Genomic DNA, 15,712 nt, shown 5'->3' with positions numbered 1-15,712 from the left:
ACGTGCTCAGCCGCGCTGTTCGGCGTAAGCGGCGAGCCAGGCGACCTGGGCCGGGTCCAAAGACGGGCGGACCCGCGACCGGGCCGCCGCGACGTGCTCGGCGGTGACCGTGGAGGCGGTCAGCGACTCCCGCATCGCGGCCAGCGCGGCCTCGCGGACCAGCGCCGCGCAGTCGGCGGCCGAGAACCCGTCCAGCTCCGTGCCGAGGGCGGGCAGGTCGACGCCCTCGGCGAGCGGCACGTTGCGCGCGGCGGCCCGCAGGATCTCCGCCCGCCCCTCGGCGTCCGGCGGCGGCACGTACACCAGCCGTTCCAGCCGACCCGGACGCAACAGCGCCGGGTCGACCAGGTCGGGACGGTTCGTCGCACCGACCACCACGACGTTGCGCAGCGCCTCCACCCCGTCCAGCTCGGTGAGCAGGGCGGCCACCACCCGGTCGGCGGTGCCGCCGTCGGTGGCCTGGCCGCGTACCGGGGCGAGGGCGTCCACCTCGTCGAGGAAGACCAGCGTCGGGGCGGCCTCCCGGGCCCGGCGGAACAGCTCCCGTACCGCGCGTTCGCTTTCCCCGACCCACTTGGACAGCAGCTCCGCGCCCTTGACCGACAGCACGTTCGCCCGGCCGGTCCCGGCCAGCGCGGTCACCAGATAGGTCTTGCCACAGCCCGGCGGACCGTAGAGCAGCACCCCACGTGGCGGTTGCACGCCGAGCCGGGCGAAGGTGTCCGGGTAGGTCAACGGCCACAGCACCGACTCGGTGAGCGTCTGCTTGACCTCCGCCAGATCACCGACGTCGTCCAGGGTGACCCGGGCCAGTTCGAGGGTGGCGGCGGCCATGCTGGTCGGCCGCACCACCTCCAGGGCGGCGGTGAAGTCCGCCATCAGCACCGTGGGCGTCTGCGCCGACTTCTGCCGCAGCGCCGCGCGTACGCCGGCCTCACGGACCAGCGCGGCCAGGTCGGCGGCGACGAAACCGGGGGTACGCGCGGCGACCTCGTCCAGCCGTACGTCGTCGGCGAGCGGCACCGGGCGGGTCAGCACGGTCAGCTGCTCCCGGCGCAGGGCGGCGTCGGGCAGCGGCACGTCGATCCGCAACGAGAGCAGGTCGGGCGAGCGCAGGGCCGGGTCGACCGCCTCCGGCCGGCTGCTGGTGCCGACCACCGCCGCGCCGGCTTGTACGAGCTGGGCCACGCACCGCCGGAACACGGTCGCCACCGGTCCGGGCGCCTCCGCCGGGGCCAGCGCCTCCACGTCGGTGACCAGCAGCACGGCCGGCCCGCCGGCCAGCGCCTCGGCCGTCAGCGCCCGCAGCCGGGCCGCCGCCGAGTCGTTCGTCAACGCCGCGACCTCCGGTGCCCAGAGCGGATGCACCCGGGCACCGACCTGGGCGGCCACCGCCCGGACCAGGGCCGCCTTGCCGGAGCCGGCCGGACCACTCACCAGCACCCCGAGCGACACGGTGGTGCCCAGCCGGCCGAGCACCTCCCGATGGTGGAAACCGAGATCGAGCAGCTCGGTCAGTTCCTCGGCCTGGGCGCGCAGGCCCGGCAGCTCGTCCACCGACGGCACGTCCAGGTCGTCCGTCCGGGCGGTTCCGGCTCGCCCGCCGCTGTCGGTCTGCCGTCCGGCCTCGCCGGCACGCCCGGCGGTCCACGCACTGCTGCCGTCGGGACCGGCCGCGCTCCCGCCGCCGGCCACCGTCCCGGTGCCCGTCGGCCGGCCGCCCGCGGTCCCGGTGACCCCGGTCCCGCCGAAGCCCGGTCGGTTCGTTCCGGCCGGGCTGGGAGCGACCGAGCCGGTACCGGCGCCACCGTGGGTCTGCGGGCCGTGCTCCCAGCCGACGAGGGTGTCCATGGTGACCAGCGCGCCCGGATCCGGCTCGGCGGCCAGCACCCGCAGCAGGGTGCTGGTCCAGGCGTAGCCGACCCGGGTGGCGAGACTGCGCCGGGCCGCCTCGACCAGGGTGCGGGTCGAGGCGTCCGGCAGCACGTCCTGAGGCAGCAGGGAGACGTCGTCGCCGGTGGTCAGCACCTTGCCGAGCAGCGCCAGCCGCAGCATCTCCGGGGAGACCACCGCGACGACCTCGGCCGGCCCGGTGAGCAGCACCCGGCGGGCCGGGGCGACCGGAGCCGGGCTGAGTCGCACCTGACCGCCGTCACGTACGCCGAGGTTGCCCAGCATCAGGTCGTCGGCGAGCAGCAGCGCCGCGCTGGCCGTGCCGTCGGCCGCCGCGACCAGGCCGGCGGTGACCCGTCGGCCGGCCAGCCGGACCGGGTCACCCGGGCGCAGTGCGAGGGCGGTGAGCGCCTCCGGGTGCAGCCGGACGATGCCCCGCCGGGCGTCCAGTGCGGCCGGCCGCAGGCTCGCGATCAGGGTCAGCTCGGGTTCGCCCACCGCCCGACCCTAGCGCCTGCTCACCCGTCGTCCGGTCAGCCCGCCGGCTCCTCCCCGGTGAGCAGGGACGGATCCCGGCGGATCAGCTCGGCCAGCCGGGCCGCCGGGTCGTCGCTGAGCCCGTCCTGCGCGGCGGACCAGCCGGGCACGGTCTTCACCGACAGCGGCCAGGACGGTGGCGGCGCGGCGGGCTGTCCGCTGACCGTGACCTCCCGGTCGACCCAGGCCACCCGCAGGTCGTACGCCTGCCCGTCGTGCTCGACCCGAGCGGCGACGGACGCCCCCGGGTGCGCGGCGACGGCCGCGCGCAGCGCCTCGGCCACGTCCTCCACCGGATGCCGTGGCGGTGCCTCGTGGGCCGGTTCGTGCAGACCCGCCCAGCCGGGCCCCGCGTTGCGGCTGTCGGTCCGGCCCCAACCGGGGCCGGAATCGTGGCCCGGCTCCGGGCCGGGCTGTTCGTCGGCCGGCACGGTCGGATCCGCGGCCCGTCGGCGCAGCGCCTCCTCACGTCGACGCATCCGGGCCAGAGTCTCGTCCAGTCCGCCTCTCATCCGCCTCACCCCTTCCCACGAGGGGCCTGCGAGCCGGTCGGCTCAGGCCCGTTTCTCCCGGGTGGCCCGGTCCAGCGCGCGGTCCAGGACGACCAGCAGGGCGTCCCGGACCGAGAGCCGGTCCCGCGCGTCGAACTGCACCAGGGGTACATGTTCGCCGATCGCCAGGGCCCACCGGATCGCACCGAGGTCGTGCGCCAACCGCCCGTCGAAGGCGTTCACCCCGACCACGAACGGCAGCCCCGCCCGCTCGAAGAAGTCGACCGCCGGGTAGCAGTCGTCGAGCCGGGCACTGTCGACCACCACCAGCGCGCCGAGCGCACCCCGGGCCAGGTCGTCCCACATGAAGCCGAAACGGGTCTGGCCCGGCGTACCGAACAGGTAGAGCTTCAGGCTTCGATCGATGGTGACACAACCGAAGTCCATCGCCACCGTGGTGGTGGTCTTCCCGGAGCGCTGACCAGGGTCGTCGACCCCGATCCCGGCGGTGGTCATCTCCGCCTCGGTGGTCAGCGGGGCGATCTCCGAGATCGATCCCACGGTGGTGGTCTTGCCGACCCCGAAACCACCGGCCACCAGGATCTTCACCGGGATCGGCGGGGTCGCCCGGTGAGTACCCGGTGCGGCGGGCGTCGCGGCGGGCGGCCGGTACGGCGGCGGTGCCGTGGCGGCGTGCGGCGGTGGCGGTGGCGCGGTGGCCCGACCGATCGGCGGCGGGGTCGGTACGGCACCGCCGTAGCGGGCCGCGGCGCTGTTGGCGGCGAGCGCGCCCGGCGGTGCGGCGGGCCAGTCAGGAGATTGCACGGAGTCCATCAATCACTCGCAGGATGACGTCGGGGTCGAGGGCGTCGTCGGCGTCGGTCACGTGTACGTCCAGGTGGCCGGCGGCGCGCAGGTCGCCCACCAGCACCCGGGTCACGCCGAAGTGCAACCGGGTCTTGGCGGAGATCTCGGCCACCGAGATCGGTTCACCGCAGAGCGCCACGATCGCCTGGAGTTCCGGGCTGAGCCGGGCGGCCGTGACGCTCCAGGGTTCGGTTGTCGGTCGGGCGGTCACCTGGGTCTCCAGGCCGATCGTGGGGTCGGCGCCGGCCACCCGGCCGGCGGTCAGCACGAAGGGGCGCGGGCCGCTCGGCCCGACCTCCTCCGCCTCCGGTCCGATCGCCGCCGGTGCGCCCGCCGGGCCGGCGGGGCCGGCCGGGGAGGACTCGCGCAGGTAGGGCCGGATGCGTATCACCGGCTCCTGTTCGGCACCGGCGGCGTCGGGATTCATTGCTGTACGGAGTTCTTCAGTTCGGCGATCAGACGCGGGGTGAGCGCCCCGCCGGCCCGACCGGCGAAGAGGGTCATCTCGTAGGCGACGGTGCCCAGGTTCGCCGACCGGTCGGCGACCACGCCGAGCACCGAACCACTGCTGATCGCGCTGATCAGCAGGTAGCCCTCGGCCATGTCCACCACGACCCGGTTCAGGCCGCCCAACGCGTACCAGCTGGCGGCACCGCCGGCCAGGCTGGTCATGCCGGAGACGACCGCGGCGAGACGCTCCGCGTTGGACCGGTCCTTGATCGCGGACATGGCCATCAGCAGGCCGTCGGACGACACGGCGATCGCCTCCAGCACCCCCGCCGTTCCGGAGGTGAAGGAATCCAGCAGCCAGTTGAAGGTGCGGGCCTCGGGGCTGAGGTCGCCGTGGCTCTGGTGGTCGAGGTTCTCGTGCACGTGCGGGCTGGTCAACGTGGCGTTCCTTCGTCGTCGCTGCGGTGGTTACGGACATCGCGCAGAGCCCGGGCGACGCCCGTCTCGAACGCGGTCATGCGATCGCGGACCTCGGCCGGGTCGCCCGGGTCCTGAGTGAGCGGTTGCTGTGGCAGTTGCTCGATCAGGTTGGCGCCGGGCACCCTGCGGGACAGCTGGGACAGCCCGGGGGGAGCCGGCGGCGCGACCGGCTGTGGCAGGGCGTCGGCCTGGCTCTGCTCGGCCCGGCGTACCCCCGACTCGAACGCCTCGACGGCGGCGCGGGCGGCGCTCGGATCGACGCCACCGGCGTCGACCGGGCCCACCCTCGGTGCCGTCCTGGGCAGGCTGGCACCCGGTACCCGCTGCCGGACGCCGGGCATCGGGGTCGGCGGAGCCGCCGACACCGGTGCGACCTGCGGCACCGTCACGGTCTCCGGGTCGAGCTCGGCCGGCTCCGCGCCGGACTTGCCGGCGGACTCCGGGCCGGTGGCGAACGCGTCCCAGGACTCGGACAGCTCCATGCTCTCGGACGCCCGGCTCAACAGCGTGGGGTTGAACCCGGACGGAGCCGCCGCCGGTTCCGTCGATGCGCCGACCAGGTCCACCGCCGCCGGGGCGTCCCGGTGTGGTGGCACCGGTTCGAGCTGGTGGCGGGCCGGCAGTGCGGCCACCGGGGCGGCCCGGCCGATCGGCGGGGTGGGAAGGCCGGCCGGCTCGGGCGTCCCGACGACAAGCGACGTACGCGGAATCTGCAGGGTGGCGGTGACACCGCCGCCCGGGGTGGCGGACAGACCGACCGCCCAGTGGTGCCGGCGGGCCAACCGACCCACCACGAACAGCCCGAGCACCTCGGTCGGCGCGAGGTCCAGCCGCTCCCGGCGGGTGAGCCGGGCGTTCTCGGCGGCCAGCCGTGCCTCGGTCATGCCGATGCCGTGGTCCACCACGGTGAGCTGTACGCCGTTCTCGGTGAGTTCGCCGCTGACCAGCACCCTGGTGTGCGGTGGCGAGAAGACCGTGGCGTTCTCCATCAGTTCGGCGAGCGCCAGCACCAGGTCACCGACGATCGCCGGTGCCGCCGCGGCCTCCGTCGGCACCTGGACGTCCACCCGGGTGTAGTCCTCGATCTCACCGAGGGCGAGGCGGGCCACGTTGGCCAGCGGAACCGGCGCGACGTGCGCGACGTCGCCCACCGCACCGGAGAGCACCACCAGGTTGCCCGCGTTGCGCCGCAGCCGGCTGGAGATGTGGTCGAGCCGGTACAGGTTCTCCAGCCGTCCCGGATCGGTCTCCTGCTGCTCCAACCGGTCGATCAGGGCGATCTGCCGACCGACCAGGTTCTGGGTACGGCGGCCGACGTGACCGAACATCTGGGCGACGTTGCGCCGGCTCGCCGCCTGCCGCTCCACCAGCCTGGCGGCGGTGTTCTGCACCCGTTCGAAGGCGCGGGCCAGGTCGCCGACCTCGTCCCGGGCGCGGACGTCGACGGGATCGAGGCGGACGGGTTGGGCGTTGTCGGTCTCGTCGTCGGCCACCCGGACCAGTTCGGACTCGGCTACCCGGGCGACCCGGTCGGCGGAGCGGGTCAGCCGGGTCAGCGGCCCGGTCACCGTGCGGCCGATGGCCAGGGCGAGCAGCACCACGCCGACCAGGATCACCGCGACCAGCGCGGTCACCCAGTACGCGCCGGCAAGCGCCGCCTGCCGTTGGGCGCGTACCTCGGCGGTCACGTCGGCGACCAGCTTCTTCTCGACGAACTGACCCAACGTGATCAGTGAGGAGACCGTCGGGAAGAGGGCCTGGATGGGGATGCCCGCCACCGCTGCCACCGGGTCGAGCGCGCTCTGTTGCAGGAACTCCGGACTGGTCCGGGCGTCCACGGCGGTCTGCTCGATGTTCACGAGCGCCTGCTGTTCCGGGGTGAGCAGGCCGAGCATCTTGTTGCTCTCCGACTGGAGCGTGGCCATGTTGGCCACGAACGCGGTGGCGAACCGTGGGTCCGGTGCGGCGGCGACCAGGACGATCAGGGCGCCACCGCCGCTGAGTCCCTCGCTCTTGCGCAGGATGCTGTCCAGCGCCAGCGTCTGCCGTCCGGCCGAGGTCCGGGTGTCCACGTCGTGCGGCAGCCGCAACGAGTCGATCAGGGCCACGTGGACCGGCCCGTACGCGCCGACCACCTGTGGCGGTGCCGCCTCGCCGGCCAGTACGGCAGTGCGTATCCCGGCCAGTTGCGCGACGCCGTCGAGCGCCCGACCCACCTCGGCCGGAAGCTCGTCGTCGAAGTCGACCCGGAGGTCGACGATTCGGTCGTCCACCTCCGCGATCTCCTGCACCAGCGTGCTGCGCTCGACCTGCCCGAGCAGGAGGCCGATGGCGAGCATGCGTTCCCGCTGCAGGTGCTGGAGCACGGTGCCGACCCGGCCGGCAAGCTGGACGGTCTGGTCGATCTCGCCGGCGCGCTGGGCCACCCCGGCTCGTTCCAGGACCACCGGCAGGGTCAGCCCCAGCATGCAGAGCAGGGGAATGGTCACCAGCAGGCTGAGCTTGCCCCGGATCCGGAGCCTACCGAGCAGCATCGAAGGGCCTCCACCGATCCGGCTCGTGGACCTGGCCGACCGGCTGCAGCGCCGGTGGCGGTTCGACGGGGCGGGCCCCGGCGGTGTCCCACCGGACACCGGGCGGCGGTGCCGGCGCGTCGCCGGCCGCCGGCGCGGCGGAAGTGTCTCGCGGACGGGACATCCAGGTATTGACCGCGAGCCCGACCAGCAGCAGTGCGGCAAGGCCGCCCGCGCCGAGAATCAGCAGGCGGTCCCGGTCCAGCCCGTCGAGCCGCTCCACCAGCAACCGGTCGATCTCGTCGAGCAGGACCGGTTGGAGCTGCTTCGCGGCCTGTTGGGCCTCGTTGCGGGCCGCGAGGAGCCGGGTCGTGTCCACCGTGCCGGCCCGGTCGACCGGCTGGGAGTGCAGGGCCATCGTCTCGACGGCCCGCTGGTACGCGTCGAAGGGGGTGAGCACGTTCGCGCCCAGGTCGGCGCTCTCCGTGTTCTCCACCACCGCCCGCAGGTTGTTGGCCAGGTCGTTGGCGGGTTGCAGGGCGGCGGCCCGGAGGGTGGCCAGCTGGCTGAGCGACTGGAGCCGTTCGGCATCGGACCGTCGGTTCATCAGCACGGCCAGGTCGGTGAGGCGGCCGGCGGCGACCATCGCCTCCGGCATCTCCTCCGCGACGCCGTCCTGGAGGAAGTACGCGTCGACGCCGGTGTCCCGGATCAGGCCGGAGGTCTCCCGGACCTTGTTGTGCAGGGCCAGCAACAGGTCGGTCACCTCGCCGTACACGGTGAAGGCGGCCTCCCGGTCGGTCAGCGCGCGTTCGGGTAGCGCCTCCAACTTCGCGCGGAGTCCGGCCCACCGCTCGCTGGTGCTCAACTCGCCGCCGATCCGCGCGTCGACCGTGGCGGCCCGCTCGACCGCCTGGTCGAGGGTGTCCCGCCGCAGTGGCCGGCCGGTGACGGCGGCGCTCTGCGCGTCGACGAGCGCGTCGGTCACCGGCCCCAGGGCGCGGAGGTACTCGACGCCGAGCCGCTCCCGGGCGACGACGTCGCGGTCGGTGTCGACGAGTTCGTGTGCCTGTCCGACCAGGAACGCCACCGGCAGCAGCAGCGCGGTGGTGATTAGCAGCGGCAACAGCCGGCCCGGTGTCCGGGGCCGGCGACGGACCCGCGGAGCGGGAACGGTCATGGTTGTCTCCTCCGGCGTGGCGCAGGTTGTCCGACGGCGTCGACGAGCCGGTCCCGTGCGCCGGACCGGAAAACTAATCGAAGCGTGCTGACTTGGCCCCGGTCGGCGAGGGTCAGCTTTGCGTCACTTCGAGCGATGTGACTCACGGCGATCATTTCGCTCACGGTGGGTGCCGTTCCGCTGGAGATAGGCGTACTTAAGTATAGATTCGAGTGAAAGGCAGGAATTTCCGCGATGCGAAGTCGTCCCAAAGGTTCGCCGACTGGACGGTGTGCGGATGACCTTCGTCGGATGACGAACGGGCTACCAGAACGGACGTACGGCGGATCTCAGCTAATACTCAGGTTTCGGGCCGTACCGTGTGCCCAATGAGATCGCCGTTCTCGGCCGCGCGGCTCCGACGTGCCCTGCCCACCGGCCGCCGGGCCGTCGCCGCCACGGCTGCTGTCGTCCTGCTGGCGGTGGCCGTGCTCTGGGCGGTCTGGCCGGACCGGCCGGGCTTCCGTACCGAGTCCGCGATGCTCACCGTCCGGTCCGGACCGAGCGGTGACGAGCCGGTCGACCTGGACACCACGTTGTACCTTCCGCGAGACGCCGCGGCCGGCCGCACGGTGCCCGCGGTACTGCTCGCCCACGGCTTCGGCGGCACCAAGGAGTCGGTCCGCACCGACGCCGAGGAGCTGGCCGACCGCGGCTACGCCGTACTGACCTGGACCGCGCGTGGCTTCGGTCGCAGTGGCGGGCAGATTCACCTGGACAGTCCCGACCACGAGGTACGCGACGCCCAACGGCTGCTGGACTGGCTCGCCGCGCGCCCCGAGATCCGTACCGACGCCGCCGGTGACCCCCGGGTGGGCGTGGTCGGCGGCTCCTACGGAGGGGCGCTGTCCCTGCTGCTCGCGGCCCAGGACCAGCGGGTCGACGCGATCGTTCCCATGATCACCTGGAATGACCTGTCCCGGGCCTTCCTGCCGGAGAGCACCGGCGGCGAGCCGACCGAGGGCGTGTTCAAGTCGGGCTGGGCCGGCATCTTCTTCGGCGGCGGCGGAAACGTCGGCTCCGGCCCGGCCGGGATCTCCGGCACCGGCGCCGAGACGCCGGAGGGCGCGCCGGGTGCCGGGCCGCCCAGCCCCGCCCCGGGCCAGGGGCCCGGTACCGCACCTGGCGCGCCGACCGCCGGCGCTCTGCCCGATCCCTCCTGCGGACGGTTCGCCGCCGACGTCTGCGCCGCGTACCTGCGCATCGCCGCCACCGGCCGGGCCGACCAGGCCGCCGTCGACCTGCTGCGACGGTCCAGCCCGGCGGGGGTGCTGAACCGCGTCACGGCGCCCACCCTGCTGGTGCAGGGCGCGGCGGACACCCTCTTCCCGCTGGCCGAGGCCGACGCCAACGCCCGGGGGATCGCCGCGAACGGGACCCCGGTCCGGGTCGCCTGGTTCACCGGCGGCCACGATGGCGGCGCGGGACCACAGACCGACTCCGACCGGGTCAAGTTCCTCACCGCGCAGTGGCTCGACCACTATGTCGCCGGCGACGGTGCGGCACCGGGCGACACCTTCACCTTCTCCCGGATCGCCGGCTTCGACGCCATGGACCGTGGGCTGGTCGCCACCGGCTACCGCTCCGACGACTACCCCGGACTCGGTGGCGACTCCCGCGTCGAGGTGGCCGTGGCCGGCCCGGTCCAGCCGGTGGCCAACCCGCCCCGCGGCAACCCCGCCGCGATCTCCTCGGTGCCGTTCGCCGGCTCGTTGAGCTCGCTGCTCAGCGGGGTGGCCGGCGACATACCCGGGCAGCACGCCCGGTTCGAGTCCGAGCCGCTGACCGAGGCGGTCGACATCGTCGGTGCGCCGACCGTGTCGCTGCGCGCCGCGTCGAGCAGCGGCGAGGCCGTTCTCTTCGCCAAGCTCTACGTGGTCGACCCGGAAGGGGCGGCCACCCTGCCCAGCGGGCTGATCGCGCCGATCCGGCTCACCGGCCTGCCGGCGAGCGTCGACGCCGCCACGCCGGTCACCGTGACCCTGCCCGCGATCGTGCACCGGGTCGAGGCCGGTCACCGGCTCCGGCTGGTGGTGGCCACCTCGGACCAGGCCTACACGACCCCGATCGAGCCGGCCGTCCACGCGGTCGCGCTCGGCGACACCCCGGTCAGCCTGCCGACGGTCGACGCCGACCCGATCCCCACCGAGGCGGCGATCTGGCGCTGGATCCTGGTCGGGCTGCTCACCGCGATCGTGGTCGGGCTCGTCGTGCTCGTGGCCGTGCTACGCCGCCGGCACCGCCGCCAGGACACCTCGGTGCACCCGGAGTACGCGGACACCCCGTTGGCGGTACGCCGGCTGCGCAAGGAGTACGCCGACGGCTTCGTCGCGGTCTCCGAGGTGGACTTCGAGGTGCACCCCGGTCAGGTGGTCGGCCTGCTCGGACCCAACGGTGCCGGCAAGACGACCACGCTGCGGGTGCTGATGGGGCTGACCCAGCCGACCGCGGGTGAGATCTACGTCTTCGGGCACCGGCTGGTGCCCGGCTCGCCCGTGCTGTCGCGGATCGGTGCGCTGGTGGAAGGGCCGGGGTTCCTGCCGCACCTGTCCGGCCTGGAGAACCTGAGGGCGTACTGGCGGGCGACCGGCCGGCCGGAGACCGACGCCCACTTCGAACAGGCCCTGCAGATCGCCGGCCTGGGCTCCTCGGTGCACCGGCGGGTGCGCAAGTACAGCCACGGCATGCGGCAGCGCCTCGCCATCGCCCAGGCCATGCTCGGGCTGCCGGAACTGCTGGTGCTCGACGAACCGACGGACGGGTTGGACCCACCGCAGATCGCCGAGATGCGCCGGGTGCTCCAGCGCTACGCCACCGACGGCCGGGCGGTGCTGGTCTCCAGCCACCTGCTCGCCGAGGTGGAGCAGACCTGCACCCACGCGGTGGTGGTGAACAAGGGCCGGATCGTGGCCTCCGGCCCGGTCGAGGAGATCGTCGGCGACTCGCCGAGCGTGCTGTTCGAGGTGAGTGACCCGAGCGCGGCCCGGACCGTACTCGACGGCCTCGGTGGCGTACGGATCCTCGACGACGCCGACGGGCAGTTGGTGGTCGACACCAACGGCACCGCCCGCAGCGAGGTGGTCGCGGAGCTGGTCCGGGCCGGGATCGCGGTGGACCGGGTGGTGCCCCGGCGTCGCCTGGAGGATGCCTTCCTCGCCCTGGTGGGCGAGAACTCTCGGGGAAGCGGGGACCGGTGATGGCGGGATCGACTGTCGAGCCGACGCGGGACACGACGACCGTTGCCGCCTCGGGTGCGGCGGCCGGTTACCGGCCCGCCCGGACGCTGCCGTTCGGCGCGGAGTTCCGCCGGCAGGCGTCGCGCCGGCGTACCCAGTTGGCGCTGGGCTTCATGGTGCTGTTGCCACTGATCATCCTGATCGCGTTCCAGTTCGACTCGAACGACGACGACAACGGCGGCGGAGAGTTCGGCAGCCTGATCGATCTCGCCACCTCCGGCGGGCTGAACTTCACCCTCTTCACCATCTTCGTGTCGGCCTCGTTCCTGCTGGTCGTGGTGGTCGCGTTGTTCTGCGGTGACACGGTGGCGAGCGAGGCGAGCTGGGGCAGCCTGCGCTATCTGCTGGCGATTCCGGTGCCCCGGGCCCGGCTGCTCACGGTGAAGCTGCTGGTCGCGCTCGCGTACTCGGCGCTGGCGCTGGTGCTGCTCGCCGGCACGGCACTGGCCATCGGCACCCTGCGCTACGGCTGGTCGCCGCTGCGCAGCACGGTCGCCGCCCAACTGGAGCCGGGCGAGGGGCTGCTGCGGCTGCTCGCGGTGCTCGGCTACCTGGCGATCGTCCTGCTGGTGGTCGCGGGGCTGGCGTTCCTGCTGTCGGTGACCACCGACGCGGCGCTGGGCGCGGTCGGTGGTGCGGTGCTGCTGTGGATCCTCTCCAGCATCCTGGACCAGATCACCGCGCTCGGCGTCATCCGGTCGTTCCTGCCGACGCACTACAGCACCGCGTGGTTGGGGCTGCTCTCCACGCCCGTGCAGACCGACGACATCGTGCGGGGCACGGTCTCGGCGATCTGCTATGCCACCGCGTTCTGGGGTCTGGCCTTCTGGCGCTTCACCCGCAAGGACATCACCAGCTGAGCGCGCTGCCCGCGACCGCTCGGCCACAGCCGGGACAGCTCAGAGCAGCGGGACCGGTGTGGTGGGTGGCGGGTTCGGGGTCGACGGCGTCGGGTCCGGCGTGCTCGGCGTCCGCTTCCGCCAGGCGCTGACCCCGAGCCGGTCGGTGTTGCCCAGGTCGATCCGCCCCTCCATGACGACCTGTTGGGCGGGTCGGCCGCGCAGCGGGGCGACCTCGAGGTGCTCGGCGTTCGTCGCCACCACGGTCGGGTTGTCGACCAGGTTGCGCCAGAGCAGGGCGGCGCCGGCCGCCTCACCGGGGGCCAGCACCAACGACCGGGGTGGATCGTCGAAGCCGGAGGTGATCCCTTTCGCGCCCCGGATCACCCTGACCGGGATGACCTTGCCGTCGGCGTCCCGCAGGCTCGGCTCCGGATACCCACGCAGCTGGTAGGTGCGGTCGCCGCAGTTGACCAGTTCCAGGCCCATCGCCCGTAGCCCCATCGCGGCGCTGACGCCGCGGTAGGTGATCCGGACGCCGGAGTCGGGGCATTCGGACGTCGGGGCGGTGCTCCCCCCGAGATCGCCGTCGCGGGCGGGCAGGCGGTCGAGACCGCCGTCGCTGGGCGGCGTGGTGCCGGAGCTGTTGGTACCCGGTCCACTGGAGCCCGGGACCGGACCGGGTGGCGCCGCCACGATGTCGCCGGCCGGTGCACACCCGGCAAGCAGGCCGAACGCCGCCGCGATCGAGATCGGCACGATGCTGAGCCGACGACCACCGGGAGCCGACCCGCGGACCGTTGTGCGTGGCATCGGAGCATCGTCGCACCCGGCAGCGGCGGCCGGTGGTCCCGCCCCTCGCGTAAGCGGGCGGTAAGGAATTCCTCGTGGTGCTGCTCGCCGGAAGTTTCGGCCGCTAGACTGATTTTGGGAGCGTTCCCACCAAGAGAGATTGCATCGACAACTATCTATCAAGTCCGCATGCTGGTACCACCACCCCATTCGTAGGAGGTACCAATGCGCACTGACCGGTTCGGCGGGCCGGCCCTGTCCCTGTTCCGCATCGTCATCGGGTTGTTGTTCCTCATTCACGGCATGTCATCGGTCTTCGGCGTCTTCGGCGGCAACCGGGGCAGCGGCGAGGCGGTGCCGCTCGGTCAGTGGCCGGGCTGGTACGCCGCGGTGATCCAGCTGGTCTGCGGCGCCCTCGTGCTCCTCGGCCTGTTCACCCGGCCGGCGGCCCTGCTGGCATCGGGCTCGATGGCCTACGCGTACTTCGTCGTCCACCAGCCCGAGGCGCTGCTGCCGCTGCGGAACAACGGCGAACTTTCCGTCCTCTTCTGCTGGGCGTTCTTCCTGGTGGCGGTGCTCGGCCCGGGCGCCTGGGCGGTGGACAACCTGTGGCGCCGGGAGGCGGCGACGGTCACCGTGGATCAGGCTGAACCGCGGTCCGTGCCGGCCTGACGGCGATGCTCAGCGGCGCCGGAGGGCGCGGCAACGGCGCCGCTGAGGTTTCGCTCACAGGCTGGGATTGACAGGCGACGGCCGCGTCCGGATTGCCTAGACTCGGCGACACAACTGCATACCTCATCCAGAGGGGCTGAGGGATACGGCCCGACGACGCCCCGGCAACCACCTCGCGCGCTCACCGGTGAGCGTCCGGCGGGGCAGGTGCCAATTCCGTCCCCGCCGCAGGGTGCGATGCGGGGAAAGATGAGAGGACTTCGACATGACGTCGACGCTCGCCCCGTCCGGCATCGACACCGCCGCCAGCCCCGCTCGTGCCCTGGTCTGCCGGGCCTGTTCGGCCCGCTACCCGCTCGCCGCCCAGCACGCCTGTTACGAGTGTTTCGGCCCGCTGGAGGTCGACTACGATCCGGCCGTCCTCGCCACCGTCACCCGCGAGCAGATCGAGGCCGGCCCCCGCAACCTCTGGCGGTACGCCGCCCTGCTCCCCGCCGGCCAGGACCCGGCCACCAGGGTCACCCTGGACCCCGGGTTCACCCCGCTGGTGGCCGCCGACCGGCTCGCCGCCGAGTTGGGCATCACCGCTGCACTGTGGGTCAAGGACGACAGCGCCAATCCCACCCACTCGTTCAAGGACCGGGTGGTCTCGGTGGCGCTCACCGCCGCCCGCGCGCTCGGCTTCTCCAGGTTCGCCTGCGCCTCCACCGGCAACCTGGCCAACTCCGTCGCCGCGCACGCCGCCCGGGTGGGTACGCCGTCCGTGGTCTTCATCCCGGGCGACCTGGAGCAGGGCAAGGTCGTCACGACCGCCGTCTACGGCGGTGACCTCGTCGCCATCGACGGGTCGTACGACGACGTGAACCGGCTCTGCGGTGAGCTGGTCGAGACCGACGAGTTCGAGGACACCGCCTTCGTCAACGTCAACGTGCGGCCGTACTACGCGGAGGGGTCCAAGACGCTCGGCTACGAGGTGGCCGAGCAACTCGGTTGGCGGATCCCCGCCCAGGTGGTCATCCCGATGGCCTCCGGTGAGCTGCTCACCAAAATCGACAAGGCGTTCAGCGAGCTGGTCGAGATCGGGCTGGTCGAGGCCCCGGCCGGCGGCTGGAAGGTCTTCGGCGCGCAGTCGGCCGGCTGCAACCCGATCGCCACCGCACTGCACGCGGGCACCGACACCATCACCCCGGTCAAGCCGACCGGGATCGCCAAGTCGCTGAACATCGGCGACCCGGCGGCCGGGCTGTACGCCCTGGAGGCGGTGCGCCGCACCGGTGGCTGGATGGACCACGCCGACGACGACGAGATCCGGGCGGCGGTACGCCTGCTGGCGCGCACCACCGGGGTCTTCGCCGAGACGGCCGGCGGGGTGACCGTGGCGGTGCTGCGCAAGCTCGTCGAGTCGGGCCGGCTGGACCCGACCGCCGAGACGGTCGTGTTCAACACCGGCGAGGGGCTGAAGACCCTCGACGCGGTCGCCGGTGAGGTCGGTCCCACCCACCGGATCAAGCCTTCGTTGCGGGCCGCCCGGGACGCGGGCCTGTTGAGCTGACGAACGGATGAGTGAGCGGCATTTCGCAGGGAGTGAGCGAAACACGCCGCCAGGGACTTGACGACCGCAAACGGACGGCGCAAGATGCTCCGTGCGGGAGGGCGCTTCGCCGTAGACTTTCAGTCTTTACGACCCAGCGCCGGAGGCGTTGTGCGATCGTCCCTCCCGACC

The 15,712-nt window shown here is 73.0% G+C and carries 12 protein-coding genes and 1 riboswitch; of the genes, 4 read left to right on the top strand and 8 right to left on the bottom strand.

Translation table 11 applies throughout. From position 1 onward, the window contains the following. Window positions 1-6: 6 nt before the first annotated feature. From O7597_RS08460 to O7597_RS08430, 7 genes are read right to left on the bottom strand one after another with little or no spacing between them, the layout of a single operon-like run. Window positions 7-2,391: an AAA family ATPase gene (locus tag O7597_RS08460; protein ID WP_281582397.1), complete on the bottom strand. Its 2,385-nt coding sequence runs from the start codon at window positions 2,389-2,391 to the stop codon at window positions 7-9. 35 nt (window positions 2,392-2,426) lie between these two features. Beyond that, window positions 2,427-2,942 (bottom strand): hypothetical protein, encoded by a 516-nt coding sequence (locus O7597_RS08455; RefSeq protein ID WP_281582396.1) that lies wholly within the window; start codon window positions 2,940-2,942, stop codon window positions 2,427-2,429. A 42-nt stretch (window positions 2,943-2,984) separates the two neighbouring features. Beyond that, window positions 2,985-3,755 carry an ATP/GTP-binding protein gene (locus O7597_RS08450; RefSeq protein ID WP_269738474.1) on the bottom strand — a complete coding sequence of 257 codons (771 nt, stop codon included), beginning with the start codon at window positions 3,753-3,755 and terminating at the stop codon, window positions 2,985-2,987. Beyond that, entirely contained in the window at window positions 3,733-4,215 is a 483-nt protein-coding gene (locus O7597_RS08445) for a DUF742 domain-containing protein (protein ID WP_269738473.1), read from the bottom strand. Before O7597_RS08445 ends, O7597_RS08450 begins: the two co-directional genes overlap by 23 nt. Further along, window positions 4,212-4,676, bottom strand: a complete 465-nt coding sequence (locus tag O7597_RS08440) for a roadblock/LC7 domain-containing protein (RefSeq protein ID WP_164448556.1) — start codon at window positions 4,674-4,676, stop codon at window positions 4,212-4,214. Before O7597_RS08440 ends, O7597_RS08445 begins: the two co-directional genes overlap by 4 nt. Then, window positions 4,673-7,252, bottom strand: coding sequence for a nitrate- and nitrite sensing domain-containing protein (locus O7597_RS08435; protein WP_281582395.1), 2,580 nt, complete (start codon window positions 7,250-7,252; stop codon window positions 4,673-4,675). The genes O7597_RS08440 and O7597_RS08435 overlap by 4 nt, the downstream gene beginning before the upstream one ends. After that, a complete protein-coding gene (locus tag O7597_RS08430; protein ID WP_281582394.1) occupies window positions 7,239-8,411 on the bottom strand; it encodes a hypothetical protein in 1,173 nt (390 codons plus the stop codon). Before O7597_RS08430 ends, O7597_RS08435 begins: the two co-directional genes overlap by 14 nt. Window positions 8,412-8,779: 368 nt before the next feature. On the opposite strand from O7597_RS08430, the gene O7597_RS08425 reads away from it, so the two are divergent. Next, window positions 8,780-11,647: an alpha/beta fold hydrolase gene (locus tag O7597_RS08425; protein WP_281582393.1), complete on the top strand. Its 2,868-nt coding sequence runs from the start codon at window positions 8,780-8,782 to the stop codon at window positions 11,645-11,647. Then, the gene (locus tag O7597_RS08420) at window positions 11,647-12,546 is read left to right on the top strand and encodes an ABC transporter permease subunit (RefSeq protein WP_281582392.1); all 900 of its coding nucleotides are present in this window, start codon (window positions 11,647-11,649) and stop codon (window positions 12,544-12,546) included. Before O7597_RS08425 ends, O7597_RS08420 begins: the two co-directional genes overlap by 1 nt. A 39-nt stretch (window positions 12,547-12,585) precedes the next feature. Here O7597_RS08420 and O7597_RS08415 read toward each other — a convergent pair whose 3' ends face one another. Next, entirely contained in the window at window positions 12,586-13,338 is a 753-nt protein-coding gene (locus O7597_RS08415; protein WP_281582391.1) for a DUF4232 domain-containing protein, read from the bottom strand. 204 nt (window positions 13,339-13,542) lie between these two features. On the opposite strand from O7597_RS08415, the gene O7597_RS08410 reads away from it, so the two are divergent. Together O7597_RS08410 and thrC are read left to right on the top strand one after the other, a co-directional pair. Continuing rightward, a complete protein-coding gene (locus O7597_RS08410) occupies window positions 13,543-13,989 on the top strand; it encodes a DoxX family protein (RefSeq protein WP_281582390.1) in 447 nt (148 codons plus the stop codon). Window positions 13,990-14,109: 120 nt separating this feature from the next. Then, window positions 14,110-14,245: riboswitch (SAM riboswitch) on the top strand. Window positions 14,246-14,254: 9 nt separating this feature from the next. Then, a complete protein-coding gene (thrC, locus tag O7597_RS08405; RefSeq protein ID WP_269738466.1) occupies window positions 14,255-15,541 on the top strand; it encodes a threonine synthase in 1,287 nt (428 codons plus the stop codon). Window positions 15,542-15,712 lie beyond the last annotated feature (171 nt).

The sequence above is a fragment of the Verrucosispora sp. WMMC514 genome (assembly GCF_027497295.1).
Lineage (GTDB): Bacteria > Actinomycetota > Actinomycetes > Mycobacteriales > Micromonosporaceae > Micromonospora > Micromonospora palythoicola.
Note: the sequence above shows the minus strand (reverse complement) of the source record. Positions and strands in the feature narration are given on the sequence as shown.